This is a genomic window from Ochrobactrum sp. S1502_03, assembly GCF_044435015.1.
GTDB lineage: Bacteria > Pseudomonadota > Alphaproteobacteria > Rhizobiales > Rhizobiaceae > Brucella > Brucella chromiisoli.
The window spans coordinates 82,516-104,465 of sequence record NZ_JAYEXN010000010.1 but is presented as its reverse complement, the minus strand read 5'-3'; the positions used below and the strand labels follow the sequence as shown (position 1 = coordinate 104,465).

Sequence of the window (21,950 nt, the reverse complement as noted above, 5' to 3'; positions counted from 1 at the left end):
GCTTCTTCCGAAGCGTGGGTCTACATCGCAAACATACGCTTCCTCACGCGGCGCATCGCAAGAGCCTGATATCGTTAAATTCATTATGATTCAGGCTCTTATGGAATCGGCTTGATTATGCACGTATGACTGCAAAGCTGCCTTCCCTATTAATTTTATTTGAAAGCACGACTGAATAACTGATGTTCTCAACGCCCTCGATTTGCGCAAGTTCTTCTATGAGCGCTTCAAGATCTTCAAGAAAGCCAACATGTACATGGCAGAAAATATTTGCAGGTCCACTGACCGCGTCAGCCGTCAAAATTTCTGGATAAGCTCGCAGGGTTTTAAAGAGCCTTTGCAAAACTCGCTGCGATGCATTGATAAACATATAAGCCGAAATGCTATTGTCATCTCGCGCGCGACGAACAATCGCCCGATAGCCAAGGATAACGCCGCGTCGCTCAAGACGGCCAATCCGCTCCTGAACGCTCGACCGAGCAAGACCCACGCGCCGGGCTAGCTCGCTTGCAGGCAAACGCGCGTTTTCTTCCAGGATACTGACCAGATTTCGGTCGATACTATCACCGTAGTCCATCGTGTTCCCTTATGTTTATTTTTTAGAGAGAATGCGGCTCTTTTTCATCAAATAAAAGCATTGAAAATTGGATTAAGCATGACTTAAACTCATGACGAAATTCCGAGGAAATCCGATGCGCCGCTTTCTTCCATCTCTTTCTGCGCTACACGCTTTTGATGCTTCCGTGCGTTATCTAAGTTTCACACGTGCATCCGAAAATCTCGGCATGACGCAAAGCGGCGTTAGCCGCCAGATTCAAAATCTTGAATTGTTTCTAGGGCTTAAGCTTTTTGAGCGCGCGGGCCCACGTCTGGTTCTGACGGAAGAAGGGCAGAGCTATTACGAAGAAGTGTCACGCATCCTGGCAAAGCTTGAAGAAGTCTCAATGGACGCGGTGCGTGGATACAAAACGCAAAGCTTGCTCAAGATCGGGCTACCGCCAACACTGATGCGGAAATGGGCGCCGGGCATTATCAGCGCCATCGCCAAAACGCATCCGCAAATATGGTTTGAAGTGTTTCCCTGCACCCATGACCTAGATTGGAGCAAATCCGACCTTGATCTCGCTCTCCTGCGTGGTATCGGAAACTGGGTGAATGTCCGCAGCCACCTGCTCTTCCCTGAAGAACTTGTGGTCGTCGGTTCTCCGGATATTGTTCCTGAAAACGGACTGGCAGGAGATGTCGAACTGCTCGACTTTCCGCTCATTCAAAACTCAAACCGGCCAAGCCTTTGGCTACACTGGCTGCGCGGTGCCGGCATCCATTACAATAAGCGTATTTTTGGACCGCGTCTGCCAACGCATGACATCATTATCGAATGTGCTGTCGCCGGTATGGGCCTTGCCATAGCGCCCAGAATTTTCGTGCAGGATGAGTTGCGATCAGGAAAACTCAAGCTTGCGCTTGATCGTGTGCAAACATCGGGAGAAAGCTATTTCCTCTGTGTGGCACAGGCCCGTCAGGGTTCCAAAAATGTTCACCTGTTTCGCGACGGTTTCATAGCAGAAGCGAAACGCCACAGACACTCTCTGGCTGCGGCGTCGCAAATTCAGGCGTAAGAACGCTCAACAGGCTTAAAATTGAGCGGGTCTTCGCCGCGTTTTAGAAGCCATGAATAGACCGGCGGCACACGCTCGGCGATCGATTCAACATGGACATCTATAAAACAGGGGCCGTCATTCCAAGCAAACGCTTCCGCCATCGCATTATCGAGTTGATCTGCCGTCTTGGCAGTCCAGGCCTTCAGGCTATAGGCCTCTGCAATTGCCTGCCCCTTCGGTGCCAGAAAATCCACGCCGAAACATTGATTGTGCCCTTTGAGACGATGCAGACCTTTGATCCAGCCAAAAGTGCCATTGTTAAATAGGATAAGGATCGCTGGTACCTGTAAACGCACCAGCGTTTCAAGCTCGCCTACCGTCATCCCAAAAGAACCATCGCCAAACAGCCCGATGGGGCGTTTGTTGGGATCGGCGCGCCATGCACCCACCGTTGCAGGGAGAGCTGAGCCCAGTCCGCCGAAAGCGCGGGGAATGGCAAAACGTGTTTCGCTGTCGTTGATCTTGAGAAAACGGGTCATATAGGGTGTGGGCGTGCCTGCATCCGAATAGATCAGTGCCGGTTTTCCAGACTGGCGCAGCGCTTCGTTGAAGGAACGCACGGCGCGCTCAGGGCGCAAGGGAACACGTTCATCGCTAAGAGCTTCTTCGGCATGTTCCCAGAACTCGCGGCGATGCGCATTCAGCTCCTCAATCCAGCGATCGTGTTTTTCAGGCTCAATAGTCAGCTCAATTTGCAGTAACTCATCCATAACCAGCAACGCATCACCTTGAATGGAGAGCAGGTTTTCATAGTTGTTAGCCATAATTTCTGGCGAAATATCAATCTGCGCGAGGCGTCTATTGAGTGTGATCTTCGGGAAAGTCCAACCGATTGTCACCACAGAACCGATGCGCGAACCGACAAAAAGCGTGAAGTCGGAATGTTCCAGAGCCCAGTTGGCATGCGGATGATAACCGTTATCCCCAATCACGCCGATGGCGAGACGGTGATCGTCATCAATAGCCCCCTGACCGGTCATCGTCGTGCACATGGGAATACCATAACGTTCGGCAAACTTGGTAATCAACCCGCCCGCATGGGCACGGTTGACACCGCCGCCTGCAACAATCAAAGGACGCTCAGCCCTGGCAATCAGTTCCACTAGTTCGTAGAGCTTCTTTTTTGGCGGCAGCGTCGGGAAAGCCGGGAAGGTTTTGCACTCTTCTTCCACATGCAAGGATATTCGGGTCGGATCGACATCCGCAAGCAGCATATCCTCAGGTATTTGGAGATGCACCGCGCCCGGTTTTCCGGAACAGGCGACACGGAACGCACGACGGATGATTTCTGGCAGTTTCTCGGCTGATTTTACTTGCACCGAGAGCTTTGTCACCGGTTCAAAGAGTTTGGCGCAGTCAAGTTCGGTCAGAACACCACGCCCTTCGCCCGGCAGCGGGATGTCGATCGTCAGCAGGATAACCGGGATAGACGAGCCGTTTGACTCAGCAACGGGCGGCAGCGAGTACATGGCACCTGCGCCCGACGGACATTCGAAGACCCCCGGCTTATTGGAGAAGCGTCCATAGGCATCAGCCATGTAGCCGGCAGAACGTTCATCGCGTGCCATGATATGACGGATTTCGCCTTCGCGTTGTTGCAATGCTTCATAGAATGGAACGTTGGTATCACCGGGCACCCCGAAGATTGTCTCAACTCCGTAGCCAACCAGCATTTGCACCAAAATATCCGCGCCACGCATTCCACCACTCCTTCAGAATCTGATGAGCTGAGAATAGACGCAATCGCTTTCGGCATGGACCGTCGTATCGCCGGCCATGTCCTATCGACACCGACGAAACGCAGGCACTGGCGGAAATAAACGGCTAACGTATTTCCAGCGAAAATGCGAAGCAGTTTGTGTTTCTATCGCCAGCGAAATCAGGTTTTTGCTGGCGATAGATTCTTCTGGGTGGGGATTAGAACTTTACGCTGAGCCTGGCTTTGCCAGAGTTCTGAGTAAAGTTCGAACCATATTGCCCGGAATATTCGAGCCCCAGCGTCGTCTGTTTGCCGAGATCGATATCAAACCCTGTCTTGATGATTGCAGCATCCTTGGCAATTGGATCACCTCCCACTTCAAATACTGTTCCGGCATCAAAGGCGGCTGCCACCGTTGGGACGGTATCGCCATAGGCATGCTGCCAACCAACCGTAGCGTTTAGCTTGGCATTCATGCTGTGGAACACGACTGGAGCAGAAGCGCGAAGACCAAGCGTGGTGAACGCGGCCGTCGTCGTTTCTTTTCCAATATGGAGGGCTGCATTGCCGCCATGCTCATTGAACCGGTCGGTCTGCAGACGAACCACCGCAACATTCGCAAATGGCTCTATCGCTGTTCCGTCCAGATCGAAACGGTGAGATAATTCACCAAATGCTTGGAATGCATTTGCATTGTAATCAGCATCAAGGCTTTCAGAGAACCCAGGGAATGCAACGAAGCGGTCGGTTTCGATCTTGTACCAGCTATGGGCGAGACCTGCCTTGAGCATGGTTTGGTCCCATTGCGTACCACCATAAATACCAAGATGATAATTGTCGCTGTGGCCCGACGAGCTGCGATCATTCACATCAAAACTGGTACGACTATAGCTCGCAAGTGCGCCTAGTCTCCAGTTTTCAAAGACTTCTGCATCATAACCAGCGACAAAGCCGCCGGTCGATTGCTTCAACTTGCCAGCATTTCCATCGGCTCCGGTTTCACTCCATTGACCGAGCGCTTGCCCCCAAATTGCGGCGCGCTGCGCAGAATCCGCATCCGTTGCAATAGCAGACGTATTTTCATCTCTGCCAAAGGCCGCGCCGATACGATCCATAGCAGCATTGCGAATGATGGAGCTGTCGTTAATAAGTGCAGTTCTGGTTGATGCGTGGATTTCTCCTGAAAGCGCATTGAATGCGCGCCGTGCATCGTCTGCGCTCTGTTGCATGACCACCGTATCGTAAACAGCATTACCTGCGCCAAGAGCCTCGACCGTTACCGCTACAGACTTCTGATTGCTTGTCTTTGCTGGGGCAGTGAAATCGACAGCGTTACGAGCAATGTCGAGGTAAACTTTGTTAGCATCGTAAGCCAAACCAAGGTCCACAAATGGCATGTTCTGAGTGAAATCGCTAAACGAGCCCATGATGCCGCCTTCAGCACTCAAAATGATATAGCGTTTACCCGGCATATAGGTGCCTGCTGCTTTTTCGACATAGACCTTTGCGCCGCCAAGCGTTGCAGTTCCACTGACATCGATACGATCGCTTTTACCGGAAGCGTCGATTTCAGCGACATAAGTGGCTGCTGCATCAAATGTCAGATCGCCAGCAACCTTCAGTGTACCAATGGAATTGCCAGGGGCAATGACGCTGCCAGCTCCGGCATAAAGTCCGCCGACAATGCCTTCACCGCCAAGATAAGCCCCTTTTTCCACGCTGACCATGCCGCCAAGGAACGCATTGGAATGGGATGCATCGCCAATGATGAGCCCACCCTCTTTCACAGTGGTTCCACCCGAATAAGTATTGACGCCGTTCAGAACCAAAACACCTGCGCCTGATTTGCTAAGACTGCCTGTACCATCGATATCGCCGTCGAAGCGCGTATTGACTGACTGGTTTATGGCCACTGCTGCTGAGCCAAGGCTCAAAGCACCGCCCTCGCCCGTGAGTGATGACATGGTCACATCAAAATTGTTGAGATCAAGCTTTCCGCCATTCACAACAAAGGCAGTATTGTTGACAAACGAGCCTGCAGCGCCAGCCTGAAGCATGCCAGCTTCAACCAAAGTACCGCCCGTATAGCTGTTGGCCTCACCGAGAACCAGCGTACCGGCTCCGCGCTTGAGCAAAGCGCCTTCGCCCGTGGCTTGCTGCAACAGCGTAACGCGATTATTCGCGTCAGCAATATCAATCCAGCCAAGCCCTTCAAGGGACACTGTGCGATCAAGTGTTTTCATGTCGCTACCAGTGATACGCAAGCCACCGTTGATCAGGCGCAGACGAGCATCAGCATTTCCCAAGGCTGCATCTTCATTGACAAGGATCGTCCCTCCGTCGGTTACGGCTGTTTCCCCGATGAACGAGTGATCATCAATGCAATAGTCCTTGATTGCCTCCTGGAAACGTGCATCCGTACTGTTGCAGTTAAGCAGCGTCTTCTTTTCTTCAAGTGTCAAACCATCGATGATTGGTTTGCCGTCGTCATCCGAAATCTGACCGAGATAAAGATCTGTGCGCTGATTGTTTCGGGTAAGAATGAATTCTTTGTTCTTGTCTTCGAAACCATAAGCTCCCGCCCCCCAGACAAGACGCGTTTTGCTGGCGCCGTTTTCTGTATAGGTTTGAAGCTGTGGGCCAACCCAGCGAAAATCATGTGCGACCGGCTCGTGATCGGAAATTGGTGTCTTGGTGCCATCCGGCCTGGTAACAAAGATATCCTTGACCACACCTGTATAAGGATCATTGGGATCATCGACGATTGCGTACCACTTGCCGAACGGTCGCGAAGCAAGGAAATGATCGATTTTGGCGCGGTCCCAGCTTGCCCAAACATTGGTCGCGTCTTCGCCTGCCGACGGCCATGTGGTGCTGCCATCATTAAGTTCGTGAGGCTTGAAACCTTCGCGGATCGCATCGGTCTGAAGCAGCATATACTGCTTTTTGAGCACATTCATCGTAACAGGCGTGTTGTTATCAACCGGGTAGGTTTCCTCTAAGAGACCAACATCCTTGCCTGCTTTATAGGCGCTAGAAAGAGCATCGCCCCACTCCTTCCATGACAGATTGTCGATGTTTTGTCCGGGATACGCGTCCTGAATCACTGCACGCATCGTCGACTGGTTGGCATTGAGAACGTACTGCCGCGACAGGTCACGATAAAAAGTATTGCCGTCTGACTGCTGCATCAGCCGGATCTGCGCATCAACGTGATGAAGGCCACGCTCAGAAACGTCACCCGCGTTAAAATCACCCAGCACGATAATTGGCTGCGTGGAACCTTTCGCCCAGTCATTGAGCGCTTTCGCTTCGCTAACGCGACTGTTCGAGCTGTCAGCGTAATCGAGATGAACCGTACCGATCATCGTCTGCGGGCGGGAACCTTGAGCATCAAGCTGGGTATAGCTAACGTAGCGGCCTTGCGTTGTCCCTCCCAGATTAATTGTACCGAAGGACCCCGGCAAACGGGATATAATACCTACATCACTGACCTGCACATTCCCATACTTACCGCGACCGGCAGTTTCGAGAAAATCTGGTATGCGGGTGACGTAGGTGCTGTTATTGACTTCCTGCATTCCAAGAACATCGAAATTAGCGGCAGCCATGAAATCCGCTATCAACTCCGGATTTTGCTTGAATTTATTCCAGATGTTGAGCGTCATGACGCGAATGTCATAGTTTTCCGCGGCATGTGCTGGAGCAGCGGCAATGCCTGCAATTGCGACACCACATAAGAGCCGTCCAGTCAAACCCAGAAATTTTCGGCTACTCTTTGTTGTTCCCTGTGCCATCCCTCAGTCCTTTTCTAGGAAAATTCTTCCCATCCATCACTGTGACAGCTGAATTGATCATTCAACGTCACCTGATGCTGAAATGACAGAGTTCAATGTCACTTTTATCACATTTCTCTCGCCATCTGGATTTCGATATTGGGATTTTGATATTTTCGAACAATAAATGTCATTAATATTACATTTTTATTTGCTACCAATTCAGTTAGATGCTTGCTGTCTAACCCTACAATTTCCTTGCCTATTTCAACCCGAGAATGACAGATGGATCTGAGCAACCAACCGCAAAAGGATGCGACGGCGAGCATGAGCGAACTTTCTGGATCCGGTGGCACGAAGAAGGAAATACGGCAGCAGATGCTGCTGCAATGGATTGAGAACAGCCATTATGTTTCTCTTGAAGAGATCGCCGGGCGATTCCGCGTCACCACACAGACGGCGCGGCGTGACATTGCTGATCTGGAGCGTCAGGGCAAAGTCAGAAGGCTGCATGGTGGCGTATCGCAACTCGCTCCGCTTGATCCGATAACCTATCGTCAGCGCAGACATGACAGAACAGATGAGAAGGCGCGCATTGCCGAAGCTGTTGTGGCGCTCATTCCTGACAACGCCACTATTTTTCTTGACACCGGCACCACATGCGAAGCCATTGCCAATGCGCTTATCGGCAAAACACAGCTACACATCGTCACTTACAGCCTGCGATCAGCCGCCATTATTAGTGAGAAAACGGATTTCACGCTCGCTGTTCCCGGCGGTTTCGTAAGGCCTATCGATGGTGGAATGTTTCAGGAAGATACGCCGGATTTCATCCGGCGCTTCAAGTTTGACTATGCAATCATTTCCGTCAGTGGCGTCGATGATGACGGCGACCTTTGCGACGACGATCACACAGAAGTAGCTGTCGTTTCGGCAGCTCTCCGACAGGCTGCGCACAAACTGCTCGCAGTAGACAGCTCGAAATTTGGCAAACGCGCCATGGTGAAACTCGGTTCAGTTTACGACATTACAACGGTCATCACAAATGAGAGACCGTCCCCGAATTTATCCAGTATACTTGAGCAAGCCAACATCCCGGTAATCCTCTCATCATAAGGGCACTTCTGGATTGCACTGTAAGCAACCGAACGTGAACGCCAATTATGAAAGGGAATGTAAGCCGGAACAGGCTGTTGGTACGGGGATGGGTTTTGCGTTGGGTAGTGCGTAAAAACAGGTTGATCATCTCTTGATCAAATAAAATTGTGATTAAAATTCTGGTCTTTAGTCAAAATCGTTGAAGGAAGCAACAATTCAAAAAATAAAGACCAGCATTTTAGCCTTACAGATTGATCAAACTCTTCTGGCGTCCCTATATGCCTTTTATTTTTAGTAAATTTTCATACAGGTCTACCAAAGATTTATCTACACCGCCGTCATGTATACGTTGATGAAGCTTATCAAGCTCATCCCATTGACTGACCTCGCCATCCTTTGGATTGGCAATCCCCTCCAGCATATCTGCTAACTCACTGGCGATTTCAGAATCTGATGTTCTATCGCCACTGTCACTGACAAGAGCGTAATTGGTAACGCACTCGCATATTCTGTCGGCAGTGGCAATTGCCGGCAACCATGCCAGCGCTTCCGTACTCGCAGGCGGAGGCTCTGAGGTTGAACGCTGAAGTTGAACGCGCAAATTGGACAATGCGCTGTAAGCGGCATGCCGTTTTATCGCGCTTTGATCAAAAAATTGAGGCGCGGCATCAGCTGTATCCGTTGAATTCAAAGCGGTACTGCGCAGATAATCTGCAATCATCACAAGAGCTTTGGAGAAGTTGGACTTAATTGATTTATCTATCGATTTTGGCCAAATGAGATAACCAAAAACCAGAACTATGCCCGCGCCAAGTACTGTATCGGTAAGACGCTGGACCCCATAATTGACAGTCGGGCCCGCCACGATCAAATCCATCAGGATAAGTATCAGCGGTGTCAGGAAAGTGCATTGCAAAGCATACCCTTTAAGCGCCGCCCACGGCATAACAGCGCTCAGAATTGCGATCACAAAAACCAGATAAAAATCCTTCGGCAAGATCATAAAGATCGCCGTCGCAATCAATACGCCAATAAATGTCCCTGCACTTCGCTGCACCGCCCGCACAAAAACCGATCCAAAATCCGGCTTTAGAATAACGGCCACGGAAAGCGGTATCCAATAAGAACGATAACCGGGCGCTGTAAACTCAGCCACCATCGCGATCAACATGCAGATTGCAAGCCGGATCGCAGCACCCACAACTTCAGGCCCCAGCAGCAATCGAGCCTTCAATCGGGAAAAACTGAAACCCGGCTTAGAGCGATCAAGCGAAAATAAATGCAGCAGAGAAAGTGATTGGGCAGATTGCTTAGGTGACCATATAATGTCGGATAACTGCGAGACATTATACATCAGCGGATTATTGTTCTGACTATCAATCTGCATCGGGTTCGGCGCGGCCTTATACATGATCGCTTTCGCCAGAAATTCCAATCGATCCGCAACGTATTTCAATAGAGTGGTGTTGTCGGAGGATGCACTTAAAAGAGCGGCTATCCGATCCGTTATGGAAAGAATATTCGCGCTCCAGTCTCTGGCAACCGAACGCCCATCCGCCTGAAGCTGATTATGCATCAGGGCTGCATATGCTTTTGACTGCGCATTATGGACATCGCGAATAGCCGTTTCAACACTGGTGTCACCTGGCCTTGCCTGGATGAGGGTCCGTGCAAGATTAGCCAGTGCGTCAAGCAGGCCTGATACGATCTCACGCTCCGGTCTCTTGGGACTCACAAGTGCTTCGACTGCAAGCAAAGTGGCGGCAAAGGCTGCGCCGCTGGCAAAAAGCGATGGCATCAGCCAGACTGACGCTGTCGAATGAACATGTGCCGCCACAATGGTCATAACGAGCATTTGAAGAGCACCAGCCGAAACCGCTGCGCCATAGCCACTGATCAAGCCCGACAGCAACGCAACCACCACAACACCTGCAATTGTCGCAATACCGTGACCGCCAATCAGCGAACCCATGAGATAACCGCTCATCCCCATAGGGGTCGTGATAAGCATGCGGCGAAACCGGGCAAGATAAGGATCGTTCTTTTCACTTATGCCCGTAAGCAGGCCACCCAGACAAACGAGCATTGCCGGCACAACATGCCCAGTCAAAAAGCCGATGCTCATCGGCACAGTGGTTAGCAAAGTCAATCGCAGCGAATGTCGCCACGGCCAATAAGGCGCGGGCGAAATCTGAGCCAGATTGCGTAACCATTGCGCCGGTTGATATGCCATGAATTACAACACTTCGTTTTTATCGTCGTAGAGCGGATTGAGAGCATTTCCAGCAAAAGCGCGAAGCGGTTTGCGCGGGATAATGCGTGAAAACAAAAAGATAGAGCATTTCCAATGATTCAATCAAAGCAGAAAATGCTCCAAGAGCGCCAAGCGGATTGAGCCGGAACGGCGCTCTATTGTTTGCGCTACCGATTAATGCCGATGATTAATCGGTAATCTGATTGATACTGCTACTTGAGCAGCATATCCGTTGCATCAAGCGTGTCTATTGATGAGATTTTATCCAGTGGCGCAACCTTAAGGTCCCCCTGCGCAAAAAGGCGATTCAGATCAAACTTGATAAAATTGATTGCATCATATGTGCGCACATAGAAGTCATTGTTGGTCAGATCGCCAAGCACCGTCCATGACGTATATTCGGTTTTGTATTCCTGACCACCTGTCGCTGAGAAACCTTCAATATCCAGTCCACCCGACTGCGGAGGATCAATAGTGATGCCGCGCGGACGATCAAAGTTATTCATGATATGGCCAAGCGCACGGATTGCTTTTTCTGGCGCAGTTTTTTCTGCAAAGGTTGAATAATAAGCAGCGCGCACAAAACGTCCCACGGATGTATTGGAAGCCGGCAATCCAGCCGTTGCAATCCCTGAATCCGGCTGCGAAACCTGCAAGTCCCCAAACTTGCCTGTCGACTGATCAAGATTATTCAGGAACGTATAATTGTTAAGATTGGTCAAATGCCATGTGAACTCGGGCCCGTTGGTCATCACCCCGACAGGGTTGTCATACACATTCTGCCGATCACTCGAAAACTCAATGACGATCGATTTGCCAGTGCGATCATGCACCACAAAATGGAAAGGCGTTTTTGCACCGTGTAACGGTACGAGTGACGTCAAAATCACTGTGTTTTCAGTCAATGCTGCTTTTACTTCAGCGGCTGTCGCGAACTGCGCCAGTGTCCATGCGCCAAGATCAATTGCCGCAAGCATTGCTTTTGTCTTGGCCGCATTATCGGCAGGCCCTGATGCACCTGCGAAAGCAAGCACGCTGAAAGTCAGACCGGCTTCATTCAGACCCTCGACAATTTTGAGATCAGCGATGCTTCCATTTGGAACAGCAATCGCAAAAATCCCGTATTTGCTCTGAAACTCCAAAGGATCGTGACCATCAACCACTGATGAGAACTGGTGGCCTTTCGGGATACTGGCGACCACGTATGGCAGCTCCATCGACAGTTCCATCGTACGTCCTGCATAGGCACCACCACCAGCATCGCGGAACAAAAGAGCCGTACATGCAAACCATACATCGTGGGGGATCTGATAGGTTGACACGTCCGAAAGAAATGGAACGACTGTTGAGATAAAAGACACTTTTTACTCCCCTTAGACGCTGATTTTTAATGTTCTGCTTCGCAGAAACCTTCATGAAAGGAATAACCGCCAGAGCTATAACTATCAATGAATTATCGGAAAAAAATCCGGCAATGAAAAACTTGATTAATTCGCATCCCGAAAACAGTTTCCAGTTTTCGGGATGCTTTTTCACGGACCGTCATAGTATTGGAATGAGCCCAAAAGCTTTACGATACTATTTCTGGCTTTTTGCTACATCCATATCTGGAACGATATGGTGCGTTGGCCGCGCACGTGGATGCATGAAGAAATGCCCATCCGGCGCATTATGCAACTTGATATGCACCATCTTCATCCCCGTCGATTTCCCGCGCTTGTCATGGAGTGCATAAACAATGAACGGAATATCGCCGAGATTAACACGGCCCATATCGGTGAGAATAATGCCTGAACAGATGCAGTTTGCCGCAATCCCGTAGATTCCAACTTCTTGTGCGAGTACGCGCGTAAAGCCCATGACTGCGGATTGGACTTGCCCTGCGATAGCGTGCCAACAGATCAGACAGAACGTAGCCCGCAACCAGTGACGTGACGCCGAGATGCAATGTTCTCTTTTCTGCGACTTGTTTACTTGAAAACGAACGCCGCGCATCGGAGACATCAGCCAATATCTTGGTCGCATGACGCATAAACTGATGGCCACTATGGGTAACGATCAAGCCGCGTGGATGCCGCTCGAAAAGTGTGACGTTGAGATCTGCTTCAAGCTCTTTGATTGCCTCTGTAATTGACGATTGGGAAATTAATAGCGATTGCGCAGCACGCGTAACAGAGCCCTGCTCAGCACATGCGATAAAATAACGTAACTGCCTAAGCGTGAACATTTATCTGCAACCAGTATTCTGGAAATGGCATTATGATAGCGCCATTTCATCGTTAATAGGCAACTCATAACGATTATTTGCTTACAATGACACTCGTCATCGCTTTTTCCAAAGCAGAAAATTCAGGCATCTCCCGCGCCTTTCTGTCGACGATCAAATGTGAAATTTCGTCAATTGTACAAAAGACGGAACGGGCTGGCGCGCTGATTTTGGAATGATCAGCAAGGATAATAGTCTTTGCTGAGTTGCGTACCATGGCTCTTGCTATTTCCGCACCATGGATAAAATGGTTCATCGCGCCAAGCTCTGGATCAATGCCCCAAGGGGCTAACAACGCCACATCCGCACGATAGCGATAAATATCATTGATGGTTGATGCGCCCCAGGTTTCGAGAGGATCTTGGCGCACATCACCAGAAAGCAGATGCACCTTATAACGGTGATAGGTGTCGCTTTCTTTACCCGATAGTAAACGCGCCACATCAATCGAATTGGTAAGAATATTGAGACCAGTCAGATTATGATGATTGGCCAATACCTCTGCCATCACAGTTGTTGTGGTACCCGCATCAATGAATACAGTCATGTCATTGGAAAGCAGATTAAGCGCCTCCAGCGCAATGGCTTGTTTTTCGAACAGTCTTTGTTTGATGCGCACATAATAATCAGTATCTTCCTTGGCCAGTGAAACGGCACCACCGCGGACACGCTTTAGTTTACCTGCCAGTTCAAGCTCCATAAGGTCGCGACGGATGGTTTCGCGCGAAACGCTCATTTCCTCTGTGATCTGGTCAATTGAGACGCGACCGAAAGCCGTGAGATAATCCAGAATTTTCTTATGCCGCTCGTCCTGCCACATGATCCAATCCGTTCGTTTTGCTTGACACATCAAAAAACACAAAAAAACACATATGCCAACTATTGCCACATTTTTTATTTGTTGCTAGCTTTATATAAGAGGCGTTGGGGAAATTTATTATGTCGTCGTCAGAATTGGGCAATTTTGTTGGCTTCGCTGCCGCTTTGGCGGACATAGCGCGTGAAACACTAGCCAATGAACTGTCCGGCAGCGAAAATTCAGCTTCAGATATCGAGGTGAAGCCGGATCGCAGTTTAGTGACGAAGTACGATCGCGCCATAGAACATCGTCTGCGCGTAGAAATTCGCAAACAATATCCGCATCATGGCATCATCGGTGAAGAAGAAGGCAGCGTCGATACACAAGCATCGCATGTATGGATTCTTGATCCAATCGACGGCACCGCCCCCTTCATCGTCGGTATTCCGGTGTGGGGAACACTGATCGCGCTTGCGATTGATGGCGTGCCACAGGTCGGCGTGATCGATAATCCTGTGCTCGGCACACGCTGGATCGGTGCGACTGGGCAAAACACACGCCTCAATGATCAGGCAGTAAGATGCCGCCCCTGTGAGAGCCTCGCAACTGCGCTTATGACCAATTCAAATCAGGATTATATGTCAGCGGGCCAGTTGCCTGCCCTGAATGCCCTGCGCCGCAAAACCGCCAATCGTGTTTACGGTGGCGCTTGCCTCAATTATGGCAGACTTGCTGAAGGGCGTACGGATCTTGCCATCGATGCAGGGCAACAGATTTACGATTTTGCGCCTTATCGTCCGATTATCGAAGGCGCGGGTGGAAAAATTACAGACTGGCAGGGTCAACCGCTGACTTTAGCCAGCAACGGCACCATTCTTGCGGCTGGTGATGAGCGTTGCCATGCGCAGGCGCTGGAAGTGGTTAACTCCAGCCTGAAAGAGGCTATCCCTGCCGCGTAAAACATTCGCATTGCCGCCTGCTATAACGAAATGAAAATAAAAATGGGAACGCATAAATGGGCATTAAAATCGAAAGCCTAGATGTGACTTACGGAGAAGAAAACGTCATCTCTCAATTGTCACTCAACATTCCTGAGGGGTGCTTTTTTACGCTTTTGGGACCATCCGGCTGCGGCAAAACAACATTGTTGCGCACCATCGCCGGATTTGTGGGCGCATCCAACGGCTCAATTCGTTTCGGTGACAAGGACGTCACGCACCTGCCACCGTATAAGCGCAATATCGGGATGGTTTTTCAGGATTATGCGCTTTTCCCTGACAAAACAGTGCAGCAGAATGTTGCTTATGGCTTAACCGCTCGTGGCGAAAAAGGTGAAAGCGCCAAAGCCAAAATTGGTCAGGCCCTTGAACGTGTTGGCCTGAGCCACCTTGCCCAACGTCACCCGGCGGCACTATCCGGTGGCCAGCGCCAGCGTGTGGCCCTCGCCCGCGCGCTGGTGATCAAGCCAGCCGTTCTGTTGATGGATGAACCGCTGTCTAATCTGGATGCAAAGCTGCGCATCCAGATCCGCGAGACAATCTGCGAATTGCAGCGCGAGGACAACATCACCACGGTATTTGTTACCCATGACCAGGAAGAAGCTCTGGCTATGTCAGACCAAATTGGTGTCATGAATCGTGGAGCGCTTGAGCAAATTGGTACACCCAAACAAATCTACACAACGCCGCGTACCAGTTATGTGGCTGACTTTGTCGGCTCCGCCAACTGTATTCCAGTCAAAGTGCAGTCAACCCAGACTAATTACGCCAGTGTTTGCATAGGCACACAGATAATCAGCGCGACCGATAATCGCATTGAAAAATCGGAACAGGGAGGAATTTTGATTATTCGCCCTGAAAATCTTCATATCTCCGCTATCAGCTCCGAAGGCAAACAAACGCTTCCGGGAAAGGTGTATAGTCGTCAATACTTGGGCACCAAGACAAGCTATCGCCTCGATATGCATGACGGCCTGCAACTCTTGGCCGAATTACATGGCCAAAACCATGATGCGTTCGGACCAGGCGATCAGGTTCATGTGACAATCAATCCCGATCAGGCATTGGTGATTGCATCATGAAGAAGACGCTCCACACACCTTGGTTCTGGTTGAGCCTGCTGGCTCTCGCGCTGTTATGTATCTTTATACTTTATCCGCTGCTCACCATTCTGAGCGCCAGTTTCGTGGGCGAAGGCCAGAATGGCTGGATGCGTCTTCTGGACAATCCACGCTATATAGCCGCGATACAAAATACCCTTATACTGGCCTCGGTCGTCACTGTATTCTGCACCCTTATTGGCGTTCCATTGGCATATGTGACGGCTCGCTATACTTTTCCCGGAAAGTGGCTCATCGCGCTTTTGCCATTGATCACCTTGGTGCTGCCAGAAGTCATTGCAGCCCAAACCTGGCTCATGATGTTGGGTAACAATGGTTTAGTGACGCGGTTTCTTAAGGGCTACGGCATCATCTTACCAAGCTTCTATGGCTGGTTCGGCCTCATCGTCTCCATGAGCTTCATCTATTACACCTACATCTACATCGGCGTTGTGGCAGCGATTGGTAAGTTTGATGTGCAACTTGAGGAGGCCGCTCAATCCTTGGGGACAAGCCCTGCAAAGTCCCGTTTGCGCGTCATGCTGCCGGTAATTCTTCCGACAGTGCTTGCTTCGGCCCTGCTTGTTTTCACGATGGTGGTGGGTAACTTTGCTATCTCTATGATTTTGAGCCACCGACTACCCTTGCTTTCAGTCGTCACTTATCAGGCAGCAGTGGCAGAAGGTGCAAGTGACATTACCATGCAGTCGACGCTTGCCAGCGTCTCAGTGTTAATCGTTATGCTCGTGCTTTTCTGCAACCGTTTCATTGTGTCGCGCGGGCGTTTTGAAATCGTTCAGGGACGCGGCGCAAAGCCAGTGCCGTTGCAGGGATTAAAAGGACTTCTCGTCGCTATCAGCGCAGGATTTATCGTTATCGTATCACTGTTGCCGCTTTGTGTGATCGTCGTTGGCGCATTTACAGCATCGCGTGGGCCGGTGATGCAATGGGGTAACTGGACATTTTCCAACATCGCGCGCGTTTTTGTCACTGCGCCGCAGCCGCTGGTCAACTCTCTCACCTATGCAGCAACAGCTACATTCATATCGATCATCTTCAGTGCCATCGTCAGCTATCTGGTGGTTAAAAAGCCAAATTTGGTCACCCCGGTCATCGATTACATATCAGCTATACCACTCGCCTTATCGGGTACGGTTTTGGGCGTCAGCCTCTTGGCAACCTTCCACGGTGGCTGGTTACCGCTGTCGGGTACAGCGATGATCATTGTTCTGGCCTATGTGGTGCGCCGAATGCCGTTTGGCATGCGGAACTCTCAAGCCATTTTACAGAACATACCGAATTCGATTGAAGAAGCTTCAATCAGTCTGGGTGTTCCACCCGTGCGGTCTTTCTTCAAGGTCGTGCTTCCTATGATGCTTCCAGCCATAGCATCCGCTGCAATCCTGACGTGGACAACAACAGTGGCCGAATTATCAGCATCCATTCTGGTCTATTCCGGCGGGCGAGAAACACTGCCAATTCAAGTCTTCCGGCTGCTGGATTCTGGTCTCATGGCTTACGCGTCAGCTTATGGCCTGGTGTTGGTGACTGTCATTCTTGTGCCCATCATCGTTGCCACGAAACTGTTCCGGATCGATGTCTTTGCTTCCAAATAAATCAACGAAGCAGGTCAACTGCTCAATCACTTCATCAAATGCGAGGAAAACATGAAACTATCGTCTTATCTATTAGCTGGCTCTTTGTCGCTCGGCCTCACGCTACCGGCATTGGCCAAGGATCCGGTGCTTTACACGTCCAACCCGGTTCAAGCCTATGAGGCTGTACAGTCTGTTGTCAAAGAAAAGACCGGACAAAATCTCGGTGTGATCACTGGAGGTTCTGGTGTTCTTTTGCGACGCGCGGAAGCAGAAGCATCTGCACCTCAGAGCGATATTTTCTGGTCTTCATCCGCCAATACCCTCGGCGCTTTTGAAAAGCTATTTGAACCCTATAAGGCATCTGCACTGGAGGCCATTCCGCAAAATCTGCATTACAGTGGCGATCTGTTTATTCCAGCCAATGTTCATCTGGTGACAATGCTGGTCAACTCCGATCAACTGCAAGACAATGAAGCGCCTAAAAAATGGGCTGATCTGGCCAAGCCTGAATGGAAAGGCAAGATTATCATGCCTGATCCAGTCAACAGTTCAACCGGCTATACGATTGCCTGGGGACTTTCAAAACTGCTTGATGAAGACACGTTTAAGGCTGTTGTAGCCAATATCGTAACATCGGGGGCTGCTTCCAATGTACCAAAAGGTACGGCAATGGGTGAATACACGATCGGCTTGACGTTTGAGGCAACAGCCTATCCTTACATCGACGGCGGACAGGAAGAATTGTCCCTTGTATATCCATCCGAAGGCACGTTCATGACGCCGGAATTTGCCGGATTGTTCAAGAATGCACCAAGTGGAGATGACGCGAAGAAAGCGCTCGACGCCCTTCTTTCCAAGGAGGCACAAACTGAGCTCTTGAAGGTTGCATTCCGTCGCCCAAGCCGCAACGATATCAAAGTATCCGAGTTCGTTGAACTGCCAGAACTCGCTGACGTCAAAGTATTTGAACTTGATGAGGCTGATGCTGCAAAAAGCCGCGACACATTCCTAGCCGAATGGGCTCAGTTGCCTAAAGCTGGTGATCTCCCGCAATAAAAGACTAACCAACTAAATTGCGGTCAAAACAGCTGCTCTCCCTTACCGGCTTCATATGGATATGCAAGTTAAGTGGGAGGGCGGCAAAGAAAGCTGGCTCGGCAAATCTGCACAGCTGGGATAAGTAGGATTTCCGCCGGAGTTCGGCTTGGATGCCGGCAACATGCGATAGCATGACAAGGCGCCCCCACCCTAACCATAGGCAGCTTTTAAGGCAAAAGTTACGTTCGCTGCGATCAGAGGCGAGCAGACACTTGTTGGAATTATCCAAGCCGTTTGACCTGCACGCGAGCCATATCAAACAATGGAAGGACCATCGCCCTGAGGGGACGACTGGCGTTTTCGCCGATGAGACCAAGGCTGATTCTCCGGCTCCAACCGCCGACGTTAAAACGCGTTATGCCAAGGTCGGTGCACTGACGCTAGAAAACGTTTTTTAGCCGGAGCGCTCAGCAAGACGGAATTGCTGGGCAGAAAGAAATGACCGACCACGCGCGCAAGCTGCCGGTCACATGACAAGCCAAGCTTCTCGGGTTCAGCCGAGGGTGTTTGCGCGCGCGGCATATTTCCCTGATCGTCTTTTCAGCCGCCAATGTCTGCAGCACCAACTTCCGTCTCATCATCGCTTCCTTTGATCATGCTATGATGAGCTTAGAATCCTATCTTCTCAATTAAACGAAGCTTATATCAAAAGCGCATATCCGTGAAAAACAATATTATAATAAACTTAAATTATATAAACTTTATAATTTGTTAATTTCTTTCACTGTTGTAATAATGGTACATACAAAACCACTCGTGAAACATATAAATACTTTTATTGATTCTTATTTATTGATGGAGTTATTATGTCTTTTAAAAAATTCGCCGGCGCATCTCTTTTTGCAATCATGACAGCATCTGCTGCACATGCCGCTGACGCGATCACTTCCCAGGAACCTGTGCCAATGGCTTCGGTCTTTTCATGGGGTGGCGCTTATGTGGGCGGTGAAATCGGCTGGGGCTGGGCCAAATCAAAAGTATCTGCATGGGATTTTGCCGACTCGTCGGAAAATCTCAATTCTAATGGGTTTCTCGGCGGTGTTTATGCTGGCTACAATTTTGATATGGGAAACAATGTCATTTTGGGCCTAGAAGGCAATTTCGACTACAATGACTTGAAGAAGTCGAACGATTATGCGTTCAAGAATACGCTGTCTTATACAACCAAGTCACAGCTTGAATGGTCGGGTGCGCTACGTGCTCGCGCCGGTTATGCTATTGATCGCTTCATGCCATATATCGCGGGTGGTCTTGCATTTGGTAATATTAAGACCAGCTATGCTGATTCAGCACGCGACTTCAGCAACAGCAAGACAAAAACCGGTTGGACAATCGGTGCAGGTGTTGATTACGCGGCTACCAACAATGTCATTTTACGTCTCGAATATCGTTATACCGACTTTGGGAAAGATAATTTCGATTTTGGCGATACTGCCATGCGTAATTCGGTCAAAACCAATGATATTCGCATTGGCGTAGCTTATAAATTCTAAGCCTTTGCCAGACTGAAAAATTAAAAGCCGCCGGATGAAACCCGGCGGCTTTTCTATAAGCGTCCGTCTACAAACATACTGAATGATATTCGAGCGCTGATCTGATCCAATCTGATCGCAACGCGCTCTCATCGATTGTTTTCAGAAAAATTGAAGACGCATTTTTCCATTTAGGCAGCCGTTCGTGCGCAACATTTTCTGGTAATCCAACAAGCGATACTAGCTTCTGCGATCCGAATGATGCATCAGGCGCTTTAGGCTCAAGGCCCATTAATTTGATGAAAATGGTATGAGACCATCCGTTTGGATACGAGGAAAAAAGGCGAAGGAAATGCGGGGATTCTGGAACTTTTCTTACAAAGTAGCCCAGCGGATGGTCCACATCCTTCAGACGCCAAAATGCACAGGGCTGAGCCTATGCAGAAGCCACCCGGCTATCACTCAATAGCCCGGCTTCCTCCAGTATCGGATGCGCGACAGAAACAACATGGGCGTTGATGCGTTTTAAATCGCGCAACAAGTCCAGATGGATAGAACTTGTCCGAAGACTTTCGACCTTTCCGTCACGAAGTCTTGCCAAATGCTGTTCGGAAGAAAATTTTTCCATTCGACGCACCTCAATCTTAATCTCCATCAAACGCTTCGCGAGATCAAAATCTCTGGTTGCAAAAATGGTTTGAGCCGTGCGCAGATTATCAACCGTCAGATCGAATAAACATAAAAGTTCACCAAATCCATCCTCTGAGAAGCTCAAGCCCAGTGCAGCCTTCTTCGCCAAAGTTGGCACCAGACTTTTTTCGATAATGTCACCGATATGTTCAAGATTGACCGCGTAGTCGATGATCTCAATAGACCTGCGCCCGTTTTCTTCACTCAGTTTCTGACGCCCAAGTTGCGAAAGATAGACCTTTACTTCCTGATACAGAAAATCAACACGCTGTTCGAGCTCTGAAATCGCCTCCGCAGCCACAGGATCGCTGTTCTGAAATGCGGATGACAGACGCATCAGCATGCGTTCAATCAGATCACCAATGCTAAGGACTTCCCGAGTGGCACTCGCCAGCGCCATCACCGGAGTGGACAGTTCCTGAACATCAAGAAAACACGCGCCGGTTTCACCTTGTGGCAGCTCAGGAACAAGTCTGACCATCAGCACAGACAGCACGCGCGATAACGGCCATGCGAAGACAGCAAGGGCGACATTGAACGCCAAATGCGCATCCACGGGCAGTTTAGCTGCTGAAAGAGATAAGGCTGCGGCAAGATCCGCCCCATACTGGGCAAAGGGAAGAACCAGCAAACAACCGGTCGCCCGAACGAACAGATTTCCGAGTGTTACCCGTTTTGCGGAAGCTTCCCCTCCCAGTGAGGCAATGACGGGAGGAATGGCACCACCTAAGTTAGCTCCCAGAACAAGTACAATGATCAGAGCGGAAGGCAAAACGCCGGTTGTTGCAAGCGAAAGGATCAGCACGACGGCTGCTAGACTAGACGATGAAATAAACGCAATCGCGGCGGAAAAAAGAAGTGCGACCGGCCAGGCGTTATCTAACATAGCAACGAATCCCGCCACGGCCAGTGATTGACGAACCGGCTCCGTCGCCATACTGAGAAGATGCAGTGAAAGCAGCATCAGTCCTACACCCGTGAGTACAGATCCAACGCCACGCAAACTGCCTGCTCCCTTCTTGAGCAAGATCATGCCAACCAGGATGAGCAGAGGCGACAACCATTCTATGCCAGTGGCGACGATCCACGCCGTGACAGCCGTGCCGACATTTGCGCCCAGCAAAACAATCTGTGCCATGCGTTGCTGAATAAATTTTCGTTCAACAAACGACGCAACCATCAGCGCAGTCGCCGTGGAACTTTGAAGCCCAATCGTTGCAACAAAACCTGCCACAAAAGAGCGCAACCCAGTACTGGTCCCGCTCGCCAGTCCTGTTCGCAGACTGGCTCCGAAAGCACGCTGCACACCATCCTTAACCTGCGCAAGACCGAACAGCAAAAGTGCAACTGCACCGCACAGATTAACAATGATTATTGTGGATTCCATCGACCCGCTCCGACAGTCTTTGTCATTTTACACGCAGACTGCTCGCTCAAAACT

General features: G+C 50.0%; 15 protein-coding genes and 2 pseudogenes. 8 read left to right on the top strand and 9 right to left on the bottom strand.

The window, feature by feature from the left end; genetic code table 11:
- Positions 1-115: 115 nt before the first annotated feature.
- Positions 116-577 carry an Lrp/AsnC family transcriptional regulator gene (locus tag VBH83_RS09535; RefSeq protein ID WP_265986050.1) on the bottom strand — a complete coding sequence of 154 codons (462 nt, stop codon included), beginning with the start codon at positions 575-577 and terminating at the stop codon, positions 116-118.
- A gap of 115 nt (positions 578-692) precedes the next feature.
- On the opposite strand from VBH83_RS09535, the gene VBH83_RS09530 reads away from it, so the two are divergent.
- Positions 693-1,619, top strand: a complete 927-nt coding sequence (locus tag VBH83_RS09530; protein WP_265986049.1) for a LysR substrate-binding domain-containing protein — start codon at positions 693-695, stop codon at positions 1,617-1,619.
- On the opposite strand, the gene VBH83_RS09525 is transcribed toward VBH83_RS09530, so the two are convergent.
- Positions 1,610-3,361, bottom strand: a complete 1,752-nt coding sequence (locus VBH83_RS09525) for a thiamine pyrophosphate-binding protein (protein ID WP_396997380.1) — start codon at positions 3,359-3,361, stop codon at positions 1,610-1,612. The two genes, VBH83_RS09530 and VBH83_RS09525, sit on opposite strands and share 10 nt — an antisense overlap.
- Positions 3,362-3,578: 217 nt before the next feature.
- A complete protein-coding gene (locus VBH83_RS09520; RefSeq protein WP_265986046.1) occupies positions 3,579-7,157 on the bottom strand; it encodes an autotransporter domain-containing protein in 3,579 nt (1,192 codons plus the stop codon).
- A 264-nt stretch (positions 7,158-7,421) separates the two neighbouring features.
- Between VBH83_RS09520 and VBH83_RS09515 the strand changes: the two genes are divergently transcribed.
- Entirely contained in the window at positions 7,422-8,252 is an 831-nt protein-coding gene (locus VBH83_RS09515; protein ID WP_265986044.1) for a DeoR/GlpR family DNA-binding transcription regulator, read from the top strand.
- A 256-nt stretch (positions 8,253-8,508) separates the two neighbouring features.
- On the opposite strand, the gene VBH83_RS09510 is transcribed toward VBH83_RS09515, so the two are convergent.
- From VBH83_RS09510 to VBH83_RS09490, 5 genes and pseudogenes are all read right to left on the bottom strand, one after another.
- The gene (locus tag VBH83_RS09510) at positions 8,509-10,080 is read right to left on the bottom strand and encodes an FUSC family protein (protein WP_396997377.1); all 1,572 of its coding nucleotides are present in this window, start codon (positions 10,078-10,080) and stop codon (positions 8,509-8,511) included.
- A 620-nt stretch (positions 10,081-10,700) separates the two neighbouring features.
- Positions 10,701-11,849, bottom strand: a complete 1,149-nt coding sequence (locus tag VBH83_RS09505; RefSeq protein ID WP_265986043.1) for a linear amide C-N hydrolase — start codon at positions 11,847-11,849, stop codon at positions 10,701-10,703.
- Positions 11,850-12,066: 217 nt separating this feature from the next.
- Entirely contained in the window at positions 12,067-12,261 is a 195-nt protein-coding gene (locus tag VBH83_RS09500) for a hypothetical protein (protein WP_265986041.1), read from the bottom strand.
- Positions 12,262-12,358: 97 nt separating this feature from the next.
- Positions 12,359-12,715 (bottom strand): annotated as a pseudogene (locus tag VBH83_RS09495) (LysR family transcriptional regulator); the annotation flags it as partial.
- A 73-nt stretch (positions 12,716-12,788) separates the two neighbouring features.
- The gene (locus VBH83_RS09490) at positions 12,789-13,574 is read right to left on the bottom strand and encodes a DeoR/GlpR family DNA-binding transcription regulator (protein WP_265986039.1); all 786 of its coding nucleotides are present in this window, start codon (positions 13,572-13,574) and stop codon (positions 12,789-12,791) included.
- A gap of 119 nt (positions 13,575-13,693) precedes the next feature.
- On the opposite strand from VBH83_RS09490, the gene VBH83_RS09485 reads away from it, so the two are divergent.
- The 6 genes and pseudogenes from VBH83_RS09485 to VBH83_RS09460 all read left to right on the top strand — a co-directional run bounded on the left by VBH83_RS09485 (position 13,694) and on the right by VBH83_RS09460 (position 19,840).
- Complete coding sequence (locus VBH83_RS09485) at positions 13,694-14,512, top strand: inositol monophosphatase family protein (protein WP_265986038.1); 819 nt, start codon at positions 13,694-13,696, stop codon at positions 14,510-14,512.
- Positions 14,513-14,568: 56 nt separating this feature from the next.
- Entirely contained in the window at positions 14,569-15,633 is a 1,065-nt protein-coding gene (locus tag VBH83_RS09480; protein ID WP_396997374.1) for an ABC transporter ATP-binding protein, read from the top strand.
- On the top strand, positions 15,630-17,267 hold the full coding sequence (locus VBH83_RS09475) for an iron ABC transporter permease (protein WP_265986034.1): 1,638 nt from the start codon (positions 15,630-15,632) through the stop codon (positions 17,265-17,267). The genes VBH83_RS09480 and VBH83_RS09475 overlap by 4 nt, the downstream gene beginning before the upstream one ends.
- Positions 17,268-17,318: 51 nt before the next feature.
- Positions 17,319-18,305 (top strand): extracellular solute-binding protein, encoded by a 987-nt coding sequence (locus VBH83_RS09470; protein WP_396997372.1) that lies wholly within the window; start codon positions 17,319-17,321, stop codon positions 18,303-18,305.
- Positions 18,306-18,457: 152 nt separating this feature from the next.
- Positions 18,458-18,818: pseudogene (locus VBH83_RS09465) on the top strand (transposase); the annotation flags it as partial.
- Positions 18,819-19,153: 335 nt separating this feature from the next.
- Positions 19,154-19,840 carry an outer membrane protein gene (locus VBH83_RS09460; RefSeq protein ID WP_265986030.1) on the top strand — a complete coding sequence of 229 codons (687 nt, stop codon included), beginning with the start codon at positions 19,154-19,156 and terminating at the stop codon, positions 19,838-19,840.
- A gap of 415 nt (positions 19,841-20,255) precedes the next feature.
- On the opposite strand, the gene VBH83_RS09455 is transcribed toward VBH83_RS09460, so the two are convergent.
- Positions 20,256-21,896 carry a Na/Pi cotransporter family protein gene (locus tag VBH83_RS09455; RefSeq protein ID WP_265986028.1) on the bottom strand — a complete coding sequence of 547 codons (1,641 nt, stop codon included), beginning with the start codon at positions 21,894-21,896 and terminating at the stop codon, positions 20,256-20,258.
- Between the last annotated feature and the right edge of the window lie 54 nt (positions 21,897-21,950).